Source organism: Pseudochrobactrum asaccharolyticum, from assembly GCF_003314995.1.
Classification (GTDB): Bacteria; Pseudomonadota; Alphaproteobacteria; order Rhizobiales; family Rhizobiaceae; genus Pseudochrobactrum; species Pseudochrobactrum asaccharolyticum.
The window spans coordinates 99,364-124,786 of record NZ_QNRH01000001.1 but is presented as its reverse complement, the minus strand read 5'-3'; the positions used below and the strand labels follow the sequence as shown (position 1 = coordinate 124,786).

Here is a 25,423-nt window from a genome sequence, read left to right as displayed (position 1 = left end):
CGTTAAGCCGATAAAATGGCCAATAGAGCAATGAGTTTTTTTGCAGATTCGCCCGCACAACCGACAGAAAGGACCGCATCCAATGTTGCGGAATATTCTGTCTCGGAAATATCCGGCGCGCTGAAACGTACCGTTGAGGATACGTTCAGCCATGTGCGCGTGCGTGGCGAAATCTCCGGCTATCGCGGTCCCCACTCTTCAGGCCACGCTTATTTTGCACTCAAGGATGAGCGCGCACGCATCGAAGCAGTGATCTGGCGCGGCTCCATGAGCCGGATTAAATTCCGTCCTGAAGAAGGCATGGAGGTGATTGCCACCGGCAAGCTCACAACCTATCCGGGCTCATCCAAATATCAGATCGTGATTGAGCAGATGGAACCTGCCGGTGCAGGCGCCTTGATGGCTTTGCTTGAGGAGCGCAAACAAAGGCTTGGCCGTGAAGGTCTGTTTGATGCTGACCGCAAACAGCTCTTGCCGTTTATGCCGCGCACCATTGGTGTTGTAACCTCGCCTACCGGCGCGGTTATCCGCGATATTATTCACAGGATTACCGACCGCTTTCCGCTGCATGTGCTGGTCTGGCCGGTGCGGGTGCAAGGCGAGACAACAGGTGAGGAAGTCTCCCGCGCAGTCAATGGCTTTAATTCGGACTATTTCGGCCTCCGATTGCCAAAGCCTGATGTCATTATTGTTGCCCGTGGTGGCGGCAGTCTGGAGGACCTCTGGGGCTTTAACGATGAAAGCGTCGTCAGAGCGGTAGCGAACTCCCATATTCCGGTTATTTCGGCGGTTGGTCATGAGACCGACTGGACACTGATTGATCTGGCCGCAGATATACGCGCACCAACTCCGACCGGTGCCGCAGAAATGGCTGTGCCGGTGCGAGCGGATTTGCAGGCACATATTGCATCGCATGGCGCCCGGCTGGCCGCAGCCATGACGCGCCTGATCGGCAGACGTCGCGAATCCTACCGCGCATTACAACGGGCACTGCCATCCACAGACCAACTGCTCGCACTGCCAAGACGGCGCTTTGATGAGGCAAGCTCACGGCTTGGTCGTGCCTTGCTAGCCGGAACAGCGCAAAAACGTGCACATTTTGACGGCCTCAAGCGCCACCTCTCCCCGCGCCTGCTCAATCAGCAGATCCGCGAGCGCAAGCTGCAATTACAGCAGCTTAATCAGCGCCTGCCGAGAGGCCTGTCACTCAAGGCCCGCCACAGCCGTAATCTGCTGCAACAGATTGCAGCACGACTGAATGGCGATCTGATTTTGCGCCGCACAAATCAGACGGCACTCAATCTTGCCACCTTGCAAAGGCGCAGTGATCAGGCAATGCGCCACAGGCTTGAGAAATATCGTACGCGCAGTCAGGAATTATCGCGCCTGATGGAGACTCTGTCTCATACCAGTGTTCTCAAGCGCGGATTTGCGATTGTGATGAATGATCAGGGGCAGCCGGTTAAGGCAGCAGCGGCAATACACTCCGGAGAAAACCTGACTGTACGCTTTCAGGATGGCGATATTTCTGCGATTGCTACCGGCGCGAGTGTACAAGCCCCGGCAGTTAAAAAGAAAAGCAAACCCTCAAAGCCTAAAGCTGACAATCAGGGCACGCTGTTTTAGACTCATCCCGACAGCAAGCCAGAATAGCTGCGCCTGAACCACGCGCATCTTCCTGCGCGTAAAAGCATAAAAAACATATTGTTTTCAGCGAATTAAAACTGAAACCACAGAATATTCGATATTATTATGAGATAAGAGAGAATGGTACGGTCGAGTGGAGTTGAACCACCGACCTCAGGAGCCACAATCCTGCGCTCTAACCAACTGAGCTACGACCGCGTACCAATCCGGCGGTGAATCAATCAAACCGCCGATAGGGGTCAGATACGGAAATTCCCCGCACATTGCAAGCACCTAACAAAAAAACTTTGTGAAAATATGATGCTTTAGCGGATTAATTTACAAAATTTACGCCACGACCTCCGAAAAAGCCGGAATTCCATTGCGGGAACCGATCTGCCTGACATGATTATGCCATGGAAAGCCTGTATTTACCAGCAGTTAACCATAGTGACCACAAACTCTGCAGCATCGGATTCTGAATTTTATCGCTCTATGAACAGATCAGCACCAAGGCTGGGGACATTAACTAAGTGTTAAGAAAGTGTTTGTCAGCACTGTGCCTTTTATGGTGATAATGTTTGGATATTTCATATCGGAAGCATCAATTTCCGATAACAGACAACAGCTTAAGACAGATCAGACTTTCGTCGGTGATCGGGTACGGAACTAAATATATGCAACAGCATCTGGATTTCATGGAGCTGATCCCTCTTTCCGGCATCCGTGCGGCGCTCGCAAGGGGCGATGCAATGCTGGTGCTGTCCGATGATCTGCATATAATTCTCTGGGCGAATGATAGTGGCGCACGGCTTCTCGGTGAGCAGAATGCCGTTTCCGCAATCGGTAATGATACCGGCCTCAGCCCGCAAACACGCCGTCAGATTTTAGCTCTGGATTTGCAGCAAACGATTGCGCAACCGGCTATGTTGCGATTGGGCGGTGGTTTGCATAGTGCCTTGCAACATTGCACTGTCACATCCTTATTGCTCAAAGGGGCAGACAGGCCGGTTATTCTGATCAGCGCTCCGCAGCAATCTGCGACAAGCAATGCGGCACCTTTTCTGCCGCATCATCATGCGGTGCAGCTTCTGGCTGACGGCACAGTGCTGAACAGTGATGCCCAATTTGATGCATTGCAGATTAACAGCAACACGCTGGCCGATCTGATTATTGAAACACAAGATGAAACTGATGGTATTGTGCGCCGCCGTGTTCGTGCCGGACAAACCACATTACCTGCGATGATAATCCGTCTCGATGATCAGGATGCGCCCTATCTCTTCATCGTCCAGAAAATGGTTGATGCTGCTGCGATCGCAGATGCCGCACCTGTTATTGAAGAGATCGTTGAAGTTCCTGTATCACAGGAAAACACGACTGCTGAACCAGTGATTGAAGAAGCCGCACCAGCGCGTTTTATCTGGAAAGTCGACGCTGATAGTGTCTTCACTGAAATCTCACCGGAATTTGCTGAAATCGTTGGCAAAAATGCTGCCGATATTATTGGCCGTAAATTCTCAGATGTCGGACAAGTCTTCGGCTTTGATAATGACGGTGTGATTACAGCTCTGCTGAAGCAACAGGAAACATGGTCAGGCAAACGCATTTTCTGGCCGGTAGAAGGTACAGACCAGCGTATTCCGGTTGATCTGGCCGCGCTGCCAGCATTTGGTCGTGATAAAGCATTTTCAGGTTTCAGCGGCTTTGGCGTTTTGTATCCGGCCTTGGCGGAAAACGATCCAGAGTCTATTGGCATCGCCCTGATTTCCGGTCCAGTTGCCAAACAGGAAACCGCATCGGGAGCGCCTGCGGGTGAAGCCGCTCCAGCGCCGCTGAGCAGCGAAAAAATTATTCTGATGGAAGCGCTGCGTGCAACGCAGGCGCGCAAGCAGCCAACGGACAGTGAGGCCGAGACCAAACCTGCTGAACCGGAAGTTCAGACAGCCAATAATATTACGGAAATCCGCCCTGCCCGTCCGGAAAACGGTCTGTCGCCAACCGAACGCAGTGCATTTCGTGAGATTGCTGACCGCCTGCGCCGTGAAGTTTTGCAGAAGACACCGAAAGCCAAGGCAGATGAACCGGCCTCTACTCCTGCCGAGAAGATTGTGCCCGCTGCTGAACCGGTCAAAGCGACTGAGATCCCTTATCCGCATGATGTAGAGCCAGCCAATGTAAACCGGAATGCAGAAAAACCTGCTCCTGTGATCGAAACCACATCGCAGGAAGATGAAGATTTGCATGTGCTGAGCGGCTTGCCTGTTCCGGTGCTGATCCACAGTGCTGACCGGCTGCATTTTGCCAATCAGGCCTTTTTCGACATGACCGGCTATGCGTCACTGGACGATCTTCGTCATGCCGGTGGCATAGATGCACTTTTCGCACAGGCTGATGACAGCAATCTCAGCGGCATGATCCTGTGCCTTGCTGATGGCGGCCACAAAATTGTTGAAGCGCATTTGCAGTCTGTTCCATGGCAAGGTGCCCGCGCACTGATGCTCAGCCTGCTGCCGGAGCTGGTGCTGAAAGCTGACAATGACGATCATGCAGACACAAAACCTAACCGCCCGAAACTGGTAACCAACACGGATATTGATGCTGCACCACAGGATAACCCTGTGCATCAGTTGCAATCCGAGCTGGCCTTGCAGTCGGCTGAACAAACATCGCTGGATGACGCGAAGGCTGAAACCACAACTTCGGTCGATTACCGTGCCCAACCCGATTTTCAGGCGTTGCAGACACAGGTTGATGAGCTGACCTCCATTCTGGATACGGCTACAGATGGTGTGGTTATCATCGGGCAGGACGGAAAAATCCGCTCGCTCAACCAGTCTGCGGCAGCGCTGTTCGGCTATGACATCAATGAACTCTCCGGCAAGTCTTTTGCAGTCCTGTTCGCGATTGAAAGCCAGCGTGCTGCGATTGATTATATCCACGGCCTTTCCGGTGACGGCGTTGCCAGCCTGCTCAATGATGGCCGAGAAGTGATCGGTCGCGAAGCACAGGGGCGCTTCATTCCGCTGTTCATGACCATTGGTAAACTGCCTGCCTCCAAAGGCTATTGTGCGGTCATGCGCGATATTACACAGTGGAAGCGCGCTGAGGAAGAACTGACCTCTGCGCGTCAGGAAGCCGAACGCGCTTCGACCCATAAAACCGAATTTCTGGCACGGATCAGCCATGAAATCCGCACACCGCTCAATGCAATTATCGGCTTCTCCGAACTGATGGCCGAAGAAAAATTCGGCCCTATCGGGAATGACCGCTATCGTGAATATCTGCGCGACATTCACCGCTCCGGCAACCATGTGCTGGCACTTGTGAATGATCTTCTGGATATTTCCAAGATTGAAGCCGGTGCGCTTGATCTGGAATTTGAAGCGGTTGCTCTCAATGATGCATTGGCTGAAGCTGTGGCGCTGATGCAGCCGCAGGCAAACCGTGAGCGCGTGATCATTCGCTCCAGCTTCTCAGCCTTCCTGCCGGATATTGTTGCCGATGCGCGCTCCATTCGTCAGGTCGCTCTCAATCTTCTGTCCAACGCGATCCGCTTTACCGGTCAGGGTGGTCAGGTGATTGTTTCAACCAGCTACGAGCCTGACGGCCATGTGGTGATGCGCGTTCGTGATACGGGTGTCGGCATGAACCAGAGCGAGCTTGAGCAGGCGCTCAAACCGTTCCGTCAGGTCAGCAATCACAACAGCCAGACACAGGTTAAAAACCCAGATACCAAAGACTGGCGTCAGCAGGGAACGGGACTGGGCCTGCCGCTAACCAAAGCCATGGTGGAAGCCAATCGTGCGCAATTCACCATTGAATCCGCACCGGAACAGGGCACAACTGTGGAAATTACCTTTCCGCCAACCCGTGTTCTGGCTGAATAGGCCTTGAAACGGCAGCAACGCTCATGCTGCCGTGCTTTCTTGCGTCTCCGCTCTTTGCAACAGACTGCACCTGGTTTAAATCAGATACAGCCTGATATAATTTGTTACGTGATCGGAACACAATGAAACTGATACGCCCCGTTCTGGCTGTTATCATCCTGCTGGCAGTTCTGGTTGTCGGAGCTCTGGCTGCCCTGCCTTATATTGTCTCGTCCGATGCAATCCGCTTACATCTGGCACAAAATATCAGCGCATGGACCGGCTATAGCGTCGAGATCCGCCAGCCGCCGCGCATGAGTTTCTTTCCGGTATTTCGCGCATCATTAAGCGACGTCACCTTGAGTAAGATGGGCGACACCAGCGCACCATTTATGACCGCAGAGCGGATTGAAGTGGAAATGTCGCCGCTGGATGCCCTGTTCGGTCGTGTCGCATTTTCAGAGACCCGTCTGATCAATGCACATTTCAACCTGAGCGAGCCGGTGGAAGATCTGCCGCAATTTGTGAATATTCTCGCTTCATCCTCCGGTCGTCTCGGCCTTGCTATTCGTCAGGCACGCAGTCTGGCAGCGAAAAAGTCGGATAGCGAGCAGAACGCTGATAAGCAGTTGCAAACCATGCCTTTCGGCCGTTTGGTTCTGGAAGACAGCAGCATCGGTTTTACCACCCGCAACACCGAGCAACAAAAAGAAATCACCGCGATCAACGCCACCATCAACTGGCCGCAGACCACCAGCGCTGCGACAGTTAAAGGCAAAGCGGTTTGGCAGGAAGAAACAGCTGAATATAATCTGAGCGTTGCCCAGCCATTGCTGCTGCTGGCGCGTGGTATGAGCCAGATTACAGCACAAATTTCCAGCAAGCCGCTGTCGGTCAGCTTTGACGGGCGCAGCAATATTTCAGAGAATATCTTTACCGAAGGTGCCTTCAGCCTCACCAGTCCTTCGCTGAGTGAGAGCCTGCACTGGCTCGGCCTGTCCTCGGATGCCAGCTATACTTTACGTACGACTGAGGAAGATGCCTTTAGCATTGAGACGAATATCAGCGCCACACCGCTGCGAATTAAACTCGCTGATATTGCGCTGAACCTCAATAATATGCCTGCCAAAGGTGCTGCTGAAATCGGATTTGGCAAACAAAGACCGGTTGTCACCGGTACACTGGCTTTCCAGACCCTCAATGCTGTCTCATTCTTTCACACGGTGACCACTCTGGTCACCAAAGTCAGTGAGGATGAACAGAGCAAACTCTATGATACCTACCGGTATTATTATGCCCCGCCGCGCATGATTGATACGCGACTGCTGAACAGTGCCGATCTGGATATCCGCCTCTCCTCGCAGAACGCCACAATCGGCGCAGCGCAGATGACCGGTCTTGCTGCAGCCTTGCAGATCCGTGATGGTCAGGCCATTTTTGATATTGGTGATGCCAAGGCATTCAAAGGCTCTATCCAGACCAGTATCAAACTGTCGCAAACCGAAAACGGACAGGACAATGTCGGCATCCGTCTCAATGCTGCGAATATCGACAGTGCCGCATTTCTGACGGCTCTCGGCTTGAGCGATCCTATTTTGAGCGGTCAGGGCAATCTCTCGGTAACGGCCGAAACCTCACCGCAAAGCCTGCACAGCATGTTGCAGAATGCCCGTGGACAGATCAGCTTTACGCTGAATAATGGCCGGATGCTCGGTTTTGATCTCAATGATTTTATCGCCAGAATGAAGAGCGAAGGTTTCTTCGCGCTGCAACGCCGCGACAAAGTCAGCCTTGATTTCAAACGGCTTGATGTCAAAGCCTCGCTTGGCGATGGTGTGGCCACACTGGAAACCACGAAGGTCGAAACTGTACAGGGCGCTCTATCGCTCACTGGTATTATTCCGCTGACGGATCGCAGCCTCGCCCTTTCCGGTACGCTCTCGCTGCCACAAGCGGCCAAAGAACCCGCAGAAAAACCGGCTGAGAATACTGACGCGACAGATCAGACAGGTGAAACACCGGTGCCTGATCCGGCAGTAACGGAACCACAAAAGCCCGAAACAGAAAATCTGCATTTCTTTGTCGGCGGCTCTTGGGACAGACCGTTTATCTCACCATCCAAATAAACAAAAAGCCGGTGCATCGAATGCACCGGCTTTTTAAGTTTTAGTTCTACTTGCAATTAGCCGAGACGGAATGCCGCCTGCTCATCGCGTTGGCGCTGTACGACACGGCGCTTATTGACAACCGAGGCGATAATCACGCCGGTCGCCACCAGTCCGATCAGCAAGGTACAAACCGCATTGATCTCCGGTGTTACGCCCAGACGCACCTGACTGTAGATTTTCATCGGCAGAGTGGTCGCGCCTGGCCCGGAAGTGAAGCTTGCAATCACCAGATCATCCAGCGACAGTGTGAAAGCCAGCATCCAGCCGGAAACCACCGCAGGCAGGATAATCGGCAAAGTGATTTTCATAAAGGTTGTTACCGGCGGCGCGCCCAAATCCATCGCAGCTTCTTCCAGCGAGCGATCAAAACTCACCAGACGTGACTGCACGACAACGGCAACAAAACACATGGCAAAGGTGATATGTGCCAGTGTCACTGTCCAGAAACCGCGATCAAAACCGACAGCCACGAACAGCAGCAACAGCGACAGGCCGGTAATCACTTCCGGCATCACCAGCGGTGCGTAAATCATGCCCGAAAACAGGGTACGGCCACGGAAGCGCGTATAGCGGGTTAAAGCCAGTGCACCCAGAGTGCCCAGCACCGTGGCAATCGTGGCTGACAAGACGCCGACGCGCAGTGTCACCCACGCAGCATCTTTCAGACCCTGATTTTTGAAAAGCTCGACATACCACTTCACCGAAAAACCGGACCAGACGGTCACCAGTCGCGATTCATTGAAGGAATACACCACCAGCAACACAATCGGCAGATAGAGAAAGGCAAAGCCCAGCACCACGGAAACAATGTTAAAACGAGACCAGGATGTTGTATTCATTATTTGCCACTCCCATCGGCACGGGTCTGCATCTTCTGGAACAGCACAATCGGAATGACCAGAATAACCAGCAGCACCACCGCCACAGCAGCCGATACCGGCCAGTCACGGTTGGAGAAGAACTCGCTCCACAGGGTTTTACCGATCATCAATGTGCTAGAACCACCAAGCAAATCAGGGATAACGAACTCACCAATGGCCGGAATGAAAACCAGCATCGAACCGGCAATTACACCCGGCAAAGCCAGCGGAAATGTAATTTTCCAGAAGGCTTTCAGCGGTGTGCAGCCCAAATCCTGCGCCGCCTCGATCAGCGAATAATCCATCTTTTCCAGTGCCGAATAGATCGGCAGCACCATGAACGGCAGATAGGAATAGACAATACCGATATAGATTGCCGTATCCGTATTCAGGATGGTCAACGGCGTATCGATAATATTCAGCGACATCAGAAACTGATTGAGCAAACCTTCCGGTTTCAAAATCGCAATCCACGCATAAACACGGATCAGGAAGGATGTCCAAAATGGCAGGATCACCAGCATCAGCAGTGTCGGGCGTAATGTCAGCGGTGCACGCGCCATGCCATAGGCCAGTGGAAAACCGATCAGCAGCGCCAAAAAGGTCGAAACGGCAGCAATCTTTACGCTCGACAAATAGGCTTTGTAATAGAGCGAATCCTGCGTCAGCCAGATATAGTTCTCGAAAGAAAACTGCTGAATTTTCTGCCAGATGACACTCAGACCATCACTCCAGAAAAAGCGCGGATCATAGGCCGGTATCGCCATCGCCACCTGCGACAGAGAAATCTTGAAGACAATGAAGAACGGGATCAGAAAAAACAGACCGAGCCAGATATAAGGCACGGCGATCACCGCTCTGGAAGCAATAGCTGCAATGATTTTTTGCATGGACTACTCCTCAATTCTTTCATGACGCGTATTCCGAAAGCCGCTCACACTTTTCGGAATGCGCTTTGGGTGATCAGGAAACCAGAACCATACCGGCGTCATCTTCAAACGACACCCAGACCTGCTCGTCATAACCCAGCGGATCATCGGTGCGACGCACAGAGTTCATGCTGGAAGCTTTGATGGTACGGCCATTGGCAAGACGCACATGGAATACGTTCATGTCGCCGAAATAAGCAATGTCCCACAACTCACCCTGCAAGGCATTGATGGACGCATCTTCCGGCTTTTCACGGCTGAGGGTGATTTTCTCAGGGCGGATCGCATACCAGACCTTTTGCCCTTTACTCAGCTGTTTGGCGGTTTTGGTGCGGATCGTCACACTATTCGCCGCGCTTTCAATCTCCGCTTCACCATTAGCAAAATGGCTGACTTCGCCCTCAATAATGTTGATATTACCGATGAAGTCCGCAACGAATTTGCTGCTTGGCGCTTCATAGACTTCTGCCGGTGTCGCAACCTGCATGATCTGGCCTTTATCGAGCACAGCGATACGGTCAGCCATAGTCATTGCCTCTTCCTGATCATGGGTCACGATCAAGAAAGTCAGGCCGAGATTCATCTGCAAATCCATCAGCTCGAACTGAGTTTCTTCGCGTAGTTTTTTATCCAGCGCACCCAAAGGCTCGTCCAGCAGCAAGACTTTCGGGCGCTTGGCAACTGCACGTGCCAGAGCCACACGCTGGCGCTGACCACCGGAAAGCTGATGCGGTTTGCGCTTGGAGAACTTCTCCAGCTTTACCAGTTTCAGCATATCATTCACACGATCAGTTATTTCAGATTTGGCCATGCCATCCTGCTTCAAGCCGAAAGCAATATTCTGCTCAACGGTCATATGCGGAAACAAAGCATAGGACTGGAACATCATATTCACAGGGCGCTTATAAGGCGGAATACCGCGCAAATCCTGCCCGTCCAGCATGATACGTCCGGAGGTCGGCTCCTCAAAACCCGCCAGCATACGCATCAAAGTCGACTTACCGCTACCGGAGGCCCCGAGCAGTGCAAAAAACTCGCGATTAAAAATATTCAGCGACAGATCATCAATCACTGTCACATCATCGAATTTTTTGACGATATTCTCGAAGGAAATATAGGGTTTGGCAGCCGGATCGTTCCATGGTGCGAACTTACGGCGAAAACTACCAAAAGATTTCATGCTGTTCCCTCTTATTGCGGGGCTTACCGGTCTCGAAGCTAATTTTAAATATCAACAAGAATGTATCAGAAACGATCTGTTGTTACGTCTCTCAGACAATAAAACAAACGGGGCAAATGCCCCGTTTGTTCCTTAATTTTAGTGCCCTGTTACAATCTTGGTCCAGGTACGGGTTGCCATCTGATTGATTTTTGGCGGATAAGGCATCGGCACGAAGAGCTGTTTCATCACTTCTTCGCTCGGATAAACTGCCGGATCATTCAACAGTTCTTTATCGATGAATTCCTGAGACGCCTTGTTACCATTGGCATAGAACACATAGTCCGAAGCCTTGGCGATCACTTCCGGGCGCATGATATAGTTGATGAACTCATGGGCTTCTTCCACATGCTTGGCATCAGCCGGAATCACCATCTGGTCAAACCACATCAGAGCGCCTTCTTTCGGGATTGAATAACCGATTTCTACACCATTCTTGGCTTCTTCAGCACGGTCACGTGCCTGAAAAATATCACCGGAATAGCCGACAGCCATACAAATATCGCCATTGGCCAGCGCATTGATATATTCGGAAGAATGGAATTTACGGATATTCGGTCGAATGCTCAGGTAAAGTTCTTCTGCCTTGGCAAAGCTTTCGGCGGTCGGATTATTGGTATCAAAGCCCAGATAATGCAGCGCCGGACGCAGCATTTCACTGCCTGAATCCAGCAGGTAAATACCGCAATCTTTCAGCTTTGCAGAATTTTCCGGTTTGAACAGCACATCCCAGCTGTCGATTTCATCGGTGCCAAGCGCTTCTTTGATCTTAGCTTTGTTAAAGCCGATCCCTGTGGTGCCCCACATATAGTTGATCGAATATTCATTGCCTGGATCATAGACTGTGGTGCGGCTTGAAATCTCGTCCCACATATTTTTCAGATTTGGCAGTTTGTCTTTGTCCAGTTTCTGGAAAACACCTGCAGGGATCTGACGTCCCATAAATTCAGCGGAAGGCACAACGATATCGTAACCGCTACCACCTGCCAGCAGTTTGGTTTCAAGGATTTCGTTGGAATCATAGACATCGTAAACAATCTTGATGCCGGTTTCCTTGGTAAAGTCTTTCAGGATGGAATCATCAATATAATCAGACCAATTATAGATGTTCAGCACCCGCTCCTGTGCTGCCGCAGGAAGTGCCGGCAGCAGGGCAGCAAGCGCCACGCAACTGGCCGATACATAGGAAAGCAAATGGGCTTTGATCTTCATCAGTCACTCCGTCCAGAAAGCTTAACGGGGCCAACCGCCTGACAGGCAAAAAATGTCCCCCGCACATTGCCCTTCAATGTGCATTCTCCGTTACCTTTTGAGATTAATTCGCTTTCGTCAACGGGAAGATGACACTTAAAACCCGCAGCGCCGGTTATTTGAATTTAATAAACACAATTTTAAGCTTTGTGTGACCTCAAGAGCGCACAAAGAGGCGTTTCCTCTGGTGAAAACGAGTGCCAGAGAACAGGGATATAAGCCTTATCTTTCAAAGATATGCCACACAGAAACCATGACAGGCAAAACACCCGAATCTTCTGTGCTTTTAAATTTTAATTTTACGCATTATCCTACGCATCGTAGCGGGAAAAGAAATCAGTCCGGCGAACTGATTTTCCTGCGAAGGCGCTACACACTTTTGGCTCGCAAATGCTCTACCCTTACTGAAAGTCATAGGCAGAGAAACCGGAGACCATTTCATCCAGCGCCAGTGGGCGCGTCAGCGGCGGCTCAGCCCGTGCCAGACAAGCCTGCCTTTCACACAGGCGGCAAGCGGTTCCAACCGGACTGACCGCACTGCCGGAAGACATACCAGCCAGATAGGCCGCATAGACTGTCTCCTGCGCAAAGGATGCCTCGCAGCCCAGCATCAATGCAGTCCGGCGCGGTTGCTCGCCAAAACCGGTCATCGGGCCTTCAACTGTGCGGCTGATGGTCAGATATTGCAACTTATCCGGCATCTCGACCTGCTCAGCCAGATAATGCTGTGGTTGAGAAAAGGCGTTATATATTTGCAACTTCGGGCATGCACCACCAAATCGCGCCTGCGGAAAGCCTTGCGCCCCGAAATGACGCAGACGATTGCCCGCCTGATCAATCTCCTGCAAAAAGAACGGAATTCCGGAAGCACCCTGTTTTTGCAGTGTCGTCAGACGACAAGCCACCTGCTCGAAAGACACATTGAAACGCGAGCGCAGCACATCAATGTCATATTTTGCACGCTGTGCCGCCTCGCGAAACGGCGTATATGGTATCATCAAAGCATGGGCTGCATAGCGCAGCAGTTCAAACCGCGCGATGCGCTTTGCCTCCGCTGAACTCAGCTTCAGGTCTTCCAGCTCGGCTCCGATCACCACCTGCATACGGATGGAAACAGCCTCCATAGCGATTTCGCGCAACTGATCGAAAGCCGACAGGCGCTCGGAGATAAACAAGCGCAACGAGTGGCGGTCATAGCGCCGCCGCCAGTTTGGCATAGTTGCGGCAGGTAATGTGCGTACGGTGATCGACTGTTCGCGTTTCAGCCATTGCTTCAATGCAACAGCCAGCCCGTCATCCGATTTCAGTAAGCGACTGAAACTGTCGGCCTCCGCTTCAATCCGCTCAAAATAATTGGGTCTGCGCGCCAGCACTTCGCGCACTTCGTCCAATGGCAGGCGTGTCGGGGCAAGCGTCAGCGCTTTCCCCTCACGCACCATCATATCGGACAGGTCTGTGAGGCGCTTTTGCTGTTCACGATAAGCGCGGAATAATTTCAGCACCCCCGCGGCAGCATTCGGTGCCGCTTCGCAAATATCGATCAGCTCCTGATCGCCCGGCAATTCACCGGCCAAAAGCGGCTCGGAAAACACTTCTTTTAATCCGGCCAGTACAGAGCCGGTTTCTTCCTGCAACTGATCCAGATCAACTTTATAAACCGAAGCCAGTTTCAGCAGCAGCTGTACCGTTAACGGCCGCTGATTGCGCTCAATCAAATTGAGATAGGATGGCGAAATTCCCAAATCCTCAGCCATCGCAACCTGTGTCAGCGCCCGCTCATTGCGGATACGCCGGATGCGTGCACCGGCAAATATTTTACGTTCTGCCACAGGTCTGCCCCTCCAAGAAACAACCGGATTTATCCGATCTGTAAAGAATGTGACTAATTTTTGCGATTTGTCAAATTTACAAAACTTACAAATTTACAAACTCACCTTGTCACAACACACACAGCATAACCCGAATAAAATACTGAAATTACGCATTTTTCTAGCCAATGAACTCAGCGTCTGTAAATCTGGTCACAGACAAAACGACCACTCAACACAAAATTTGATGATATAGTTTTACAGGATATCTGATCATGACTGATTTTTACAATCTGGTACCATCCGCACCAAAAGGCCGCTTCGACGGCTTGCAGCGCTCGCATACTGCTGAAGATGTAAAGCGCCTGCGCGGTTCGGTTGAAATCCGCTACAGTCTGGCTGAAATGGGTGCCAACCGCCTGTGGAAACTCATTCATGAGGAAAACTTCGTCAATGCACTGGGCGCCCTCTCCGGCAATCAGGCGATGCAGATGGTTCGTGCAGGCTTGCAGGCCATTTACCTCTCCGGCTGGCAGGTTGCTGCTGATGCCAATACGGCTTCCGCGATGTATCCGGATCAGTCACTCTATCCGGCCAATGCTGCACCGGAACTGGCCAAGCGCATCAACCGCACTTTGCAACGCGCCGACCAGATTGAAACCGCTGAAGGCAACGGCCTTTCCGTAGACACATGGTTTGCGCCGATTGTTGCTGATGCGGAAGCAGGTTTTGGCGGCCCGCTGAACGCTTTCGAAATCATGAAGGCTTTCATTGAGGCTGGCGCTGCCGGTGTTCACTTTGAAGACCAGCTGGCTTCGGAAAAGAAATGCGGCCATCTCGGCGGCAAGGTTCTGATCCCGACGGCAGCCCATATCCGCAACCTGAATGCCGCGCGTCTTGCAGCGGACATTATGGGCACGCCGACACTGGTTATCGCCCGTACTGATGCGGAAGCCGCCAAGCTGCTGACCTCGGATATTGATGAACGCGATCAGCCATTTGTTGATTATGACAAGGGACGTACTGTTGAAGGTTTCTACCATGTGAAGAACGGCCTTGAACCATGTATTGCCCGTGCTGTGGCCTATGCTCCGCATTGCGATCTGATCTGGTGCGAAACCTCGAAACCCGATCTGGAACAGGCGCGTAAATTTGCCGAAGGCGTACATAAAGCACATCCGGGCAAACTGCTGGCATACAATTGTTCACCGTCGTTCAACTGGAAGAAGAACCTCGACGACGCCACGATTGCCAAGTTCCAGCGCGAACTGGGAGCAATGGGCTACAAGTTCCAGTTCATCACTCTGGCCGGTTTCCACCAGCTCAATTTCGGCATGTTCGAACTGGCTCGCGGCTACAAAGATCGTCAGATGGCGGCCTATTCGGAATTGCAGGAGGCTGAATTTGCAGCCGAAGTTAATGGCTACACAGCAACCAAACACCAGCGCGAGGTTGGCACCGGCTATTTCGATGCCGTCTCCATGGCGATCACCGGCGGCCAGTCTTCGACAACGGCCATGAGTGAATCGACCGAACATGACCAGTTCCGTCCTGCTGCCGAATAAGCAAAAGGCGGATCAGCAGAGCCGGACTCCAGTCACACTCTGCATACAGCCATCCGTAACCGGATACTCTCCTTCACCCGGCCATATGGCTCTCTTCCGGTTACGGATTTTATCTCAACCCCAACTTCAGCTCACCATCTCGCTCTAACCCAAGGACAAAGACCATGATGACCAAACCACAGGTTAAAGAACGAGCCGAAGAACAAGCTTCGGCTATGACAGAAGACCAGAAGGCTGCGATCCGTATGCTGGCCAATGATCTTCACCGCCTCAACCACGCTGTTATGAAAGCAGTTGAAGCCGGCGTATCCGTTGAGCTGGTGCGCTCCGCCCGCCATCATGGTGGCGCAGGCCAGTGGGGCGATCTGCTGACACCGGTCGTTCTGACACGAAATTAAGCTTCCTCTGGCCTGCACCACCATGCTTTTTCCATTTGCATGCTACGCAATGCGCTTTTCAGTTTGCATGCTACGCAATGCGGGCATGGCGCAGGCCAGTGGGGTGATCTGCTGACACCGGTCGTTCTGACACGAAACTAAACTGCACGCCTTCGCCTACCACTCAACTCTAGCATCCTCCCTGCTGTCCTGCCATTTTCGCAATGCAGGACAGCACGATCCCCTCAGGTTCGGCTCCATCCCCCAACTTCCCCTCCCGCATTCTCGGGGTCGTTATTTCTGGTGGAGCCGCACAATCGCAGGCTGTCCGGATATCATGACTGACTGTCTTGTATTATCCTCAAATCATACCGGACAGTTTCGGGCAGCCTGCGTCCCGCACCACTCTCACAAGCAAAAAATATTTTTAACAGCAGGACTTACGCTTCTGCGTACAAATGCTACTCTGTTTGTCAAAAGCCGCCGCAAAAGCTATGGTGGCCACATCGTAAACAGATATTCGGTGAACAATGCCTGTCACACCTACTGAGAAGAAAAAACCGCGCAAAGCTGTACGTCGCGGTACACCAGCCTATGTCAAGTCGCTGCGCGGCGTCAAAAACTGGAAAGAAGCTTCTGAATGGCTGGCATGGCGCGATATCGAAGATATTGAATGCATCACCCCCGATCAGGCGGGCGTTGCACGCGGCAAGATGATGCCGTCTAAGAAGTTCATTTCCAATTCCACGCTGGCATTGCCATCCGCTGTTTTCATGGTCACCATTTCCGGTGATTATCCTGATGACGGCCACGGCTTTGTCTATCCGGAAGATGACGGCGATCTGCGTCTTGTCGCTGATCTTTCCACATTGACTGTTGTGCCTTGGGAATCTGACCCGACCGCACAGGTTCTCTGCGATCTCGTTTATCAGGACGGGCGCGTGGCAGAATTCACTCCGCGCAACGTACTGAAGCGCGTGGTGGATGAATATGCCAAACTCGGCCTCAAGCCGGTTGTTGCGCCGGAAATCGAATTCTATCTGGTGCGCAAAAATCCCGATCCCGATTATCCGCTGACACCACCGGTCGGCCGTTCAGGCCGCGCTATTGGCGGCGGTCAGGGTTACTCCATCGCCGGTGTCAACGAATTCGACGAATTGATCGATGATATTTACCACTTCTCCGAGGCACAGGGGCTGGAAATTGATACGCTGATCCACGAAGAAGGTGCAGGTCAGCTGGAAATCAACCTGCGTCACGGTGATCCGATTGAACTGGCTGATCAGGCTTTCATGTTCAAACGCACCATCCGCGAAGCTGCACTGAAACACGATATGTATGCAACCTTCATGGCCAAGCCTATTCAGGGGCAGCCGGGATCGGCAATGCATATCCATCAGTCGATCATCGACAAAAAGACCGGCCATAATATTTTCAGTAATGAAGACGGCACCGAGAGCGAGGCTTTTTATCATTTCATCGGTGGTATGCAGCGTCATATTCCGAATGCTCTGGTGATGTTCGCGCCTTACGTGAACTCCTATCGCCGTCTGACACCGGACGCATCGGCACCGGTCAATGTGAAATGGGGTTACGACAACCGTACCACCGCATTGCGCGTACCGCGCTCTGATCCGCAGGCGCGGCGCGTGGAAAACCGTATCCCGTCTTCCGATGCCAATCCTTATCTGGCACTTGCGGCATCGCTTGCCTGTGGTCTGATCGGCCTGAAAAACAAGATCATGCCGGATGCGCCGGTTGCCACATCGGTCAACCGCAACGAGGTGGAACTTCCACGCGGTTTGATTGAGGCCGTCAGCCTGTTTGAGCAGGATAGCGAGCTCAAAGCATTGCTCGGCGAGAGTTTTGCAACCACTTTTGCAGCGATCAAGCGGGCAGAATTTGAGACCTTCATGGAAGTGATCAGCCCTTGGGAGCGGGAATATCTGCTGCTCAACGTATAAATAACACTCCGGCATATTGTTTTTGATCAATGTGCCGGAGCATGTTTTGCCGGACTATAGACTCGTGTCTGCATGAAAAGCGGCAGGCCGTGGCGAAAACGGTAATTTCGAGAGCCGGCGCGCAACGTACATAAAAGTACGTGAGCACCGGAAGCGGAGAAGTCGCCGTTTGCAGACCGGCATGGTGACTTTTAAATCAGACACATTTTGCCCTCCGACGTATAGGCATTTCATGCAACAGTCACAGCAATATCAGAGCCCGATTTCTCCCGGACTGTCATGGTATGAGGCAAGTATCAGTGAGCGACCGCAATATCCGCAATTTGACGGCTCGCAACAAACCGATGTCGTCATTATCGGCGGCGGTTATACCGGCCTGTCTGCTGCTTATCATCTGGCAAGTCAGGGTATTCAGGTCGTGCTGCTTGATGAAGCCCGTTTTGGTGATGGCGCATCGGGGCGCAATGGCGGACAGCTGAATACCGGCCAGCGCTGCGGCGCGGAGGATCTTGAAAAGCAGTATGGTTTTGACCATGCCAAAGCGCTTTTTGATCTGGCGGAGGAAGCCAAACATCATCTTTTAAGCTTTGCTGTGCAGCATAATATCGACATGGAATATGTGCAGGGGCACATGTCTGTGACGCATAAACAACGCTATGACAAGCAGTATAAAGCTCATAGCGAAATTATGGCAGAGCGCTTCAACTATCCGCATCTGCGCTATATGGAGCGCGATGAAGTTGCAGCAAAACTTGGCTCCAGCCGTTATTTCGGCGGCACCTATGACAAGGGCACCGGCCATATCCACCCGATGAAATTGCTGATCGGACTGGCGAAGACCGCTGCACAAGCGGGTGCAAAGCTCTATGAAAACAGCAAAGCCACCGGCATCACCTCATCCAATGGCCGCGTCATCGTTAAAACTGCACGTGGCATCATCAATGCGGAAAAAGCACTGATTGCGGTCAATGCCTATGGTGGCAATCTGGAGCCGACCAGCGCAGCGCATGTCATGCCAATCCGCTCATTCATGGGGGCAACAGTTCCGCTTGATGCTTCCTATAATGTCTTAAACGGCGGAGAATCCGTTGATGACTCCCGTTTTGTCGTGCGTTATTTCCGCCGCTCCAAAGACGGCCGCCTGCTTTTCGGCGGGCGTGAAGCCTATACGGCCGATAATCCGCGCGACATTACCACCCATATCCGCCGCCAGATCACAGAAATCTATCCACAGCTCAAAGATATTGAGATTACCCATAGCTGGGGCGGCTCCGTGGGCATTACCATGCCTCGTCAGCCATTCGTGCGCGAAGTAATGCCGAATGTGATCAGCGCTGGCGGCTATTCCGGCCATGGCGTTATGCTCGCCAATTTCATGGGCAAACTCTATGCCGAGACTGTAACCGGTAACCGCGAGCGCCTGCACCAGTTTGAAATACTAAAAATTCCGGCATTTCCGGGTGGCCGCACCTTCCGTGCGCCGTTGCTGTTTCTGGCGCTCTCATGGTTTGCCATGATGGATCGGGTATAATCCCATATATAAAAAGCCCCGCCGGTTACTATAACCGGCGGGGCTTTTTATATTTCAGAAAATGTTTTTACAGGCTGTAGCCGCCATCCACATCAACAGATGTGCCGGTGACAAAAGAAGCCTCATCGCTGCCCAGCCACAGCGCGGCATTGGCAATATCTTCCGGCAGGGAGAAACGGCCAAGCGGAATTGAAGCTTTCATTTCCGCACGGACTTCATCGCTGTCCATGCCGAGGATCATTTTCAGAGTGTCCGTTTCACTTTCTGCAGGGCAGATAGCATTAACGCGGATTTTATACTCAGCCAGTTCAAGTGCCATTGATTTAGTCGCGCTCAGTACCCAGCCTTTTGAGGCATTATACCAGGTTAAACCTTTACGCGGATGTTTCGCAGTGATCGACGCAGTATTGATGATTGAACCGCCGCCGAATTTACGCATCACCGGCACTACAGCCAGCGTGGAGAGATACAGCGCCTTCATATTCACTGCAGTGATGAGGTCGAAACTATCTTCCGGCACGTCAGTCAGCAGCATATTTTTATAAGCAAAACCGGCATTATTGACCATAATATCCAGACGACCGAATTGCTGCAAAGTCGTACCGATCAACCGCTCAACATCGTCTTTGCGCGACACGTCCACGGCAAGTGGCACAGCATTTTTGCCGATAGAGCTTGCAACATCATTGGCGCGTTTCGGATTAATGTCGGCAACGGTTACTTTTGCACCTTCCTGCGCAAAACGGCGGGCAATCGCCTCACCAAAACCCGAACCGGCGCCGGTAACAATTGCGACCTTATCCTTCAAACGTGCCATAATTCTCTCCATGCCTTCATCGAACAATCTCCGCAGAAAACCGGTTTTCGGCCTGCTGAGACTGTTCTGCAAATCAGTTACCCTCATGCATAGAGCATTTCCGCAGCGAAGGGAATCTTAGAGCGGTTTGCGTTCAAATTGGATCACAGCGCTCGCTCTAATTCTTAGTTTGGTCGCATTATCACGGACTGTCCAAGTTGAGCCAACTGGACTGTGAAATGCTCGAGCCCGCTCACAGATATGTTTACGCGCCCTCTCTACGCTGTAGTATTTTGCATGAATTTTAAATCGATTTAAAAAACCACTATTGTAAACTGCGATATTTCGCTAGATTATAATGCAAATCACTGCTTCGTTGAAAACCACGCTCCGACCCAATCCCACCACTTTCTCTCCATATCCTGAATACGCCCTCGCAGGCGACCAGACACAAGCGAATAAAGAGACAGGTTCATGACCAGCCAGACAATTCCGGTAGAGCCCTTTGACTGCATCGTTTTCGGCGGCTCGGGCGACCTTGCCGAGCGCAAACTGATCCCTGCCCTTTACCAGCGTCAGCGTGCCGGACAATTCAGCGATCCGACCCGTATTATCGGTGCATCGCGCAGTGAAATGAGCGTCGAGGATTATAAAACCTTTGCCCGCAATGCGATTCATGAACACGTCAAAAAAGACGAGATTGACGAAGAGCAGATCGAACAGTTTTTGCAGCGCATTTCCTATGTCGCGATTGATGCCAAGTCCGATCAGGGCTGGCCGGAGCTCAAAAAGCTGATCAAAAATAAGCCTGCTGATATTCGTGCCTTCTATTTGGCCGTCAGCCCGAGCCTGTTCGGCGATATCGCCAAACAGCTGAAAAGCAATGACCTGATTACCGATCAGACCCGTATCGTCGTTGAAAAACCGATCGGCCGCGATCTGGCTTCCGCACAAATTCTCAACGACACAATCGGCAGCGTTTTCCGCGAAGACCAGATTTTCCGTATCGACCATTATCTCGGCAAAGAAACCGTGCAGAACCTGATGGCGCTGCGCTTTGCCAATGCACTGTATGAACCGCTGTGGAACTCCGCCCATATTGATCATGTGCAGATCACGGTTGCGGAATCTGTCGGCCTTGAAGGTCGTGCAGGCTATTACGACACCGCCGGTGCGCTTCGCGATATGGTGCAAAACCATATGCTGCAATTGCTCTGCCTTGTGGCGATGGAACCACCGGCATCGCTGGAAGCCGATGCTGTCCATGATGAGAAGGTCAAAGTCCTGCGCTCACTCGTGCCGATTACCGCAGACAATGTGCAGGAAAATACTGTGCGCGGCCAGTATCGCGCCGGTGCCTCTGCGGGCGGCCCTGTGAAATCCTATCTCGATGATCTGGAAAACAATACCAGCAACACAGAAACTTTTGTCGCGCTGAAAGCCGAAATCGGTAACTGGCGCTGGGCAAATGTACCTTTCTATCTGCGCACCGGCAAAAGGCTTGCCGAGCGCGTTTCAGAAATTGTGGTGACATTCAAACCTATCCCCCACTCGATATTTGAGAGCAGTGCCGGTCATATTACAGCCAATCAGTTGGTGATCCGCCTGCAGCCGGATGAAGGTGTAAAACAATGGATCATGATCAAAGATCCGGGTCCGGGCGGTATGCGTCTGCGCCAGATTCCGCTGGATATGAGCTTCGCCGCTTCTTTTGATGAGCGTAATCCGGATGCCTATGAACGCCTGATTATGGATGTTGTGCGCGGCAATCAGACCCTGTTTATGCGTCGCGATGAAGTGGAAGCCGCATGGCGTTGGGTTGATCCGATCCTTGAAGGCTGGGAAAGCAATGAACAGAAAGTTCAGGGCTATACATCCGGCACATGGGGGCCTTCCGGCTCAATCGCCCTGATCGAGCGTGACGGCCGCACATGGCATGATAGTCTCTGACGAGACATCGTATATACTTTGTCTCTCACGAGACGGGGCACGATAGTCTCTGCCAAGACAGAACATCATCGCCCTAAACAAAACAAAGGTTTGCCCCCCTCAAAAGGCATGGCAAGAATACCCATCTGATATGGTATTCTGTGAAAAGATATAAATACCTGCGCAGTGCGCTTACAACAGCGCTCAAGCGCAGGAACATTGATGGAGACTGACATAACCAATATTGAAAGGCATGATTTTGCAGAGCCATCCGCTTTGGTGCTGCAATTAGCCGGAACAATCGCGGATCAACTGAATAAAGCAGTCACGGCCAAAGGACATGCCGTGCTTGCTGTATCCGGCGGCACCACGCCGGTACAATTGTTTGAGGCGCTTTCCATGCAGGATGTGGCATGGAAACAGGTTACGATCACTCTCGTCGATGAACGTTTTGTAGCGCCGGATAATGAGCGCTCCAACGAAAAGCTGGCACGCGATCATCTGCTGCAAAACAAAGCAGCCAATGCGCAGTTTGTCAGTCTCTATGGTCCTGCACAAACCGCAAGCGTTGCCGCTGTCACCGCCGCCAATCGCATTGATGCCCTGCCAAAACCTTTTGATGTGGTTGTGCTGGGCATGGGCAATGACGGCCATACGGCTTCATTCTTCCGTGGCGGCAGCAGACTGGATCAGGCACTCGACCCGCAAACACGTGCAGTCGTTGTACCGATGCAGGCAGAAGGTGCCGGTGAACCACGCCTGACACTAACCTTGCCGGTTCTCACCAATGCTGATCTGCTGATCCTGCATATTGAAGGCGAGAAAAAACTTGCCGTTCTTGAAGAAGCGCTGGCCAGCGATTACAATGAAGAAGACATCAATCTTATGCCGGTACGCGCCATTTTTGCTTATGCAAAACAACCGGTACAGCTCTACTGGGCACCATAGAGCGGTTCCAGCTAATACTGAATCATTGAAACCGCTCTATTTCTTTATTTTTACGCGCATCTTATTCCGAAAACCGCTTCGCACTTTTCGGGATGCGCTATAAGCCCGCTACCCTCTTCTGCCTTGGTTGCCGTGTAAAACACCAAGGCAGAACAATAATTTATCCGGCTTACAATCTCTGCGCCCTATAGACGCATCAGCCAATTTCCACTCTTTCGCTATAGTATTTTTCCGTATATTAAATCGGTTTAAAGGCAAGTGATATGCGCTGCATTGCAGCCATGGGAGATTGAGATGACCGTGAACCACACCCTGCAGGCCATTACCAACCGGATTATCGAGCGTTCGCGTCCGACCCGCGAGGCCTATCTGGCACGGATCAATGCAGCAGCCAGCCGCAAGCCAATGCGCTCTGCGCTGGGTTGCGCCAATCTTGCTCATGGTTTTGCTGCCTGTGGCCCATCCGACAAAGCGGGGCTTGCCGGTGATGAACTGCTGAATATCGGCATTATCACTGCCTATAATGATATGCTTTCTGCCCATCAGCCGTTTGAAACCTTTCCGCAACTGATCAAACAGGCGGCGCGCGAAGCAGGTGGTGTCGCGCAGGTTGCCGGTGGTGTACCGGCAATGTGCGACGGTGTGACCCAAGGTTTTGCAGGCATGGAACTGTCGCTGTTTTCACGCGATGTGATTGCCATGGCGACCGCTGTCGGCCTGTCTCATGATATGTTTGATGCGGCTGTTTATCTCGGCGTTTGTGACAAGATTGTTCCGGGACTGGTGATCGGTGCACTGACCTTCGGCCATCTGCCAGCAATTTTTATTCCGGCGGGGCCGATGACATCCGGCCTGCCGAATGATGAAAAAGCCCGCATCCGCCAGCTCTACGCCGAAGGTAAAGTCGGTCGTGCGGAACTGCTTGAATCGGAATCCAAATCCTATCACGGCCCCGGCACCTGCACTTTCTACGGCACGGCCAATTCCAATCAGATGCTGATGGAAATTATGGGGCTGCATATTCCAGGTTCCTCTTTCATCAATCCGAACACGCCTTTGCGTGATGCCATGACCAAAGAGGCCGCCAAACGCGCACTGGAAATCACCGCTTGCGGCAATAATTACACGCCGGTCGGCGCAATGCTCGACGAGCGTTCCTTCGTCAATGGCGTTGTCGGCCTGAATGCCACCGGCGGCTCGACCAATCACACAATTCACCTCATCGCTATGGCAGCGGCGGCAGGTATCAAGCTGACATGGCAAGATATTTCCGATATTTCCGCCGCAGTACCACTGCTTGCCCGCGTTTATCCGAACGGTCTGGCCGATGTAAACCATTTCCATGCTGCAGGCGGCATGGGCTACCTGATCCGCGAATTGCTGGATGCCAGACTGCTCCATGAAGATGTACGTACTGTCTGGGGTGAAACCTTACGCGATTATACTATTGAACCGGCGCTCAATGCAGACGGTACGATTGCCCGCACCCCTGCACCTGAAGTGAGTGCAGATGCCAAAGTTCTGGCAAAAGCTGAAGCACCTTTCCAGCCGGACGGCGGCATCAAAGTGCTGAGCGGTAATATCGGCAGTGCAATTATCAAAATATCTGCCGTCAAGCCGGATCGCCATGTGATTGAAGCTCCGGCGAAAATCTTCCATGATCAGGCGGAAATGCAGGATGCCTTCAAGGCAGGTAAGCTGGAAGGCGACTTCATTGCCGTTGTCCGCTATCAGGGCCCAAAGGCTAACGGCATGCCGGAACTGCACAAGCTGATGACTGTGCTTGGCATTTTGCAGGATCGCGGACAGCGCGTAGCACTGGTAACCGATGGCCGCCTGTCTGGTGCGTCGGGTAAAGTACCTTCTGCCATTCATGTCACGCCGGAAGCGCTGGACAACGGCATGATCGCGAAAATTCAGGAAGGCGACATCATTCGCCTTGATGCAGCACAAGGCACATTGACTGTGTTAGTGAATGACACAGAACTGCAATCCCGCACCATTCAGACACCTGATCTCAGCCATAATCAATTTGGCATGGGGCGTGAATTGTTCACTGCCTTCCGGCACATAACCGGTCATGCGGATCAGGGCGCATCCGTATTCTGATTAACCGAAGCGATAACAATGGGTCACAGTCACATTGTCTGTGACCCGCACAAAACCAAGCTCCTGATAAAACAGGAACGCACTTTCCGGTGCATTGGTGTTCAGGCAAGAAAAATACTCTGAGGCGTCATCCATGGCAGAGCGGACAAGAGCAGAGCCAATGCCGCTCCGGCGAAAACGCTGCGCCACATAAAGATGGCGTACGCGTCCCTGCGCCGCATCAGCACCATAGGGGTCAATATTACGTCCGCACACCACAGCCAGCTCACCATTGATAAATCCGGCAATTAAGATTTCGCCATTCTGATCAAACCTGTTCGCGCCATTTTCCCAGTTATCATGCAGGCGTTGCAGCATGCGCTGCCCCTGTGCCAAGCTCTCATTGAGCAAGGCAGTGTAATCATCACGAAGCGGGATGAAAGGCAGAATTTTCAGCATTCCATCTGCTCCTCATGATTACGGGCGCAACAATAT

The 25,423-nt window shown here is 52.1% G+C and carries 17 protein-coding genes and 1 tRNA gene; 10 read left to right on the top strand and 8 right to left on the bottom strand.

The features are described from left to right. The first annotated feature begins 30 nt into the window (after positions 1 to 30). Positions 31 to 1,626, top strand: a complete 1,596-nt coding sequence (xseA, locus tag DFR47_RS00535) for an exodeoxyribonuclease VII large subunit (RefSeq protein WP_113942481.1) — start codon at positions 31 to 33, stop codon at positions 1,624 to 1,626. Positions 1,627 to 1,768: 142 nt separating this feature from the next. On the opposite strand, the gene DFR47_RS00530 is transcribed toward xseA, so the two are convergent. Beyond that, positions 1,769 to 1,845, bottom strand: a tRNA-His gene (locus tag DFR47_RS00530). 458 nt (positions 1,846 to 2,303) lie between these two features. Here DFR47_RS00530 and DFR47_RS00525 point away from each other — a divergent pair. Both DFR47_RS00525 and DFR47_RS00520 read left to right on the top strand, forming a co-directional pair. After that, complete coding sequence (locus tag DFR47_RS00525) at positions 2,304 to 5,516, top strand: ATP-binding protein (protein WP_245416394.1); 3,213 nt, start codon at positions 2,304 to 2,306, stop codon at positions 5,514 to 5,516. A gap of 122 nt (positions 5,517 to 5,638) precedes the next feature. Beyond that, positions 5,639 to 7,621, top strand: a complete 1,983-nt coding sequence (locus tag DFR47_RS00520; protein ID WP_113942480.1) for an AsmA family protein — start codon at positions 5,639 to 5,641, stop codon at positions 7,619 to 7,621. 56 nt (positions 7,622 to 7,677) lie between these two features. Here DFR47_RS00520 and DFR47_RS00515 read toward each other — a convergent pair whose 3' ends face one another. The 5 genes from DFR47_RS00515 to DFR47_RS00495 form a co-directional block, all read right to left on the bottom strand. After that, positions 7,678 to 8,502: an ABC transporter permease gene (locus tag DFR47_RS00515; RefSeq protein ID WP_113942479.1), complete on the bottom strand. Its 825-nt coding sequence runs from the start codon at positions 8,500 to 8,502 to the stop codon at positions 7,678 to 7,680. Next, positions 8,502 to 9,413, bottom strand: coding sequence for an ABC transporter permease subunit (locus tag DFR47_RS00510; protein WP_113942478.1), 912 nt, complete (start codon positions 9,411 to 9,413; stop codon positions 8,502 to 8,504). Before DFR47_RS00510 ends, DFR47_RS00515 begins: the two co-directional genes overlap by 1 nt. 73 nt (positions 9,414 to 9,486) lie before the next feature. Further along, positions 9,487 to 10,632: an ABC transporter ATP-binding protein gene (locus DFR47_RS00505; RefSeq protein ID WP_113942477.1), complete on the bottom strand. Its 1,146-nt coding sequence runs from the start codon at positions 10,630 to 10,632 to the stop codon at positions 9,487 to 9,489. A 138-nt stretch (positions 10,633 to 10,770) separates the two neighbouring features. Further along, the gene (locus DFR47_RS00500) at positions 10,771 to 11,883 is read right to left on the bottom strand and encodes a polyamine ABC transporter substrate-binding protein (protein ID WP_113942476.1); all 1,113 of its coding nucleotides are present in this window, start codon (positions 11,881 to 11,883) and stop codon (positions 10,771 to 10,773) included. Positions 11,884 to 12,323: 440 nt separating this feature from the next. Next, positions 12,324 to 13,751, bottom strand: a complete 1,428-nt coding sequence (locus DFR47_RS00495) for a helix-turn-helix domain-containing protein (protein WP_113942475.1) — start codon at positions 13,749 to 13,751, stop codon at positions 12,324 to 12,326. A gap of 254 nt (positions 13,752 to 14,005) precedes the next feature. Here DFR47_RS00495 and aceA point away from each other — a divergent pair, with 254 nt between their 5' ends. The 4 genes from aceA (at position 14,006) to DFR47_RS00475 (ending at position 19,167) form a co-directional block, all read left to right on the top strand. Continuing rightward, positions 14,006 to 15,295, top strand: coding sequence for an isocitrate lyase (gene aceA / locus DFR47_RS00490; protein WP_113942474.1), 1,290 nt, complete (start codon positions 14,006 to 14,008; stop codon positions 15,293 to 15,295). Positions 15,296 to 15,459: 164 nt separating this feature from the next. Beyond that, positions 15,460 to 15,693: an SMc00767 family acetate metabolism repressor gene (locus tag DFR47_RS00485; protein ID WP_113942473.1), complete on the top strand. Its 234-nt coding sequence runs from the start codon at positions 15,460 to 15,462 to the stop codon at positions 15,691 to 15,693. Between the two features lie 509 nt (positions 15,694 to 16,202). Further along, positions 16,203 to 17,636 carry a glutamine synthetase family protein gene (locus DFR47_RS00480; protein ID WP_113942472.1) on the top strand — a complete coding sequence of 478 codons (1,434 nt, stop codon included), beginning with the start codon at positions 16,203 to 16,205 and terminating at the stop codon, positions 17,634 to 17,636. A 232-nt stretch (positions 17,637 to 17,868) separates the two neighbouring features. Continuing rightward, complete coding sequence (locus DFR47_RS00475; protein WP_113942471.1) at positions 17,869 to 19,167, top strand: NAD(P)/FAD-dependent oxidoreductase; 1,299 nt, start codon at positions 17,869 to 17,871, stop codon at positions 19,165 to 19,167. A gap of 67 nt (positions 19,168 to 19,234) precedes the next feature. Here the strand turns inward: DFR47_RS00475 and DFR47_RS00470 are convergent, their stop codons facing one another. Then, on the bottom strand, positions 19,235 to 19,984 hold the full coding sequence (locus tag DFR47_RS00470) for a glucose 1-dehydrogenase (protein WP_113943145.1): 750 nt from the start codon (positions 19,982 to 19,984) through the stop codon (positions 19,235 to 19,237). 453 nt (positions 19,985 to 20,437) lie between these two features. Between DFR47_RS00470 and zwf the strand changes: the two genes are divergently transcribed. From zwf to edd, 3 genes are all read left to right on the top strand, one after another. Then, positions 20,438 to 21,913, top strand: a complete 1,476-nt coding sequence (gene zwf / locus DFR47_RS00465; RefSeq protein ID WP_113942470.1) for a glucose-6-phosphate dehydrogenase — start codon at positions 20,438 to 20,440, stop codon at positions 21,911 to 21,913. Between the two features lie 201 nt (positions 21,914 to 22,114). Continuing rightward, on the top strand, positions 22,115 to 22,840 hold the full coding sequence (gene pgl, locus DFR47_RS00460) for a 6-phosphogluconolactonase (RefSeq protein WP_113942469.1): 726 nt from the start codon (positions 22,115 to 22,117) through the stop codon (positions 22,838 to 22,840). A gap of 294 nt (positions 22,841 to 23,134) precedes the next feature. Further along, positions 23,135 to 24,949, top strand: coding sequence for a phosphogluconate dehydratase (gene edd, locus DFR47_RS00455; RefSeq protein WP_113943144.1), 1,815 nt, complete (start codon positions 23,135 to 23,137; stop codon positions 24,947 to 24,949). Here edd and DFR47_RS00450 read toward each other — a convergent pair whose 3' ends face one another. After that, on the bottom strand, positions 24,950 to 25,387 hold the full coding sequence (locus tag DFR47_RS00450) for a GNAT family N-acetyltransferase (RefSeq protein ID WP_113942468.1): 438 nt from the start codon (positions 25,385 to 25,387) through the stop codon (positions 24,950 to 24,952). Positions 25,388 to 25,423 lie beyond the last annotated feature (36 nt).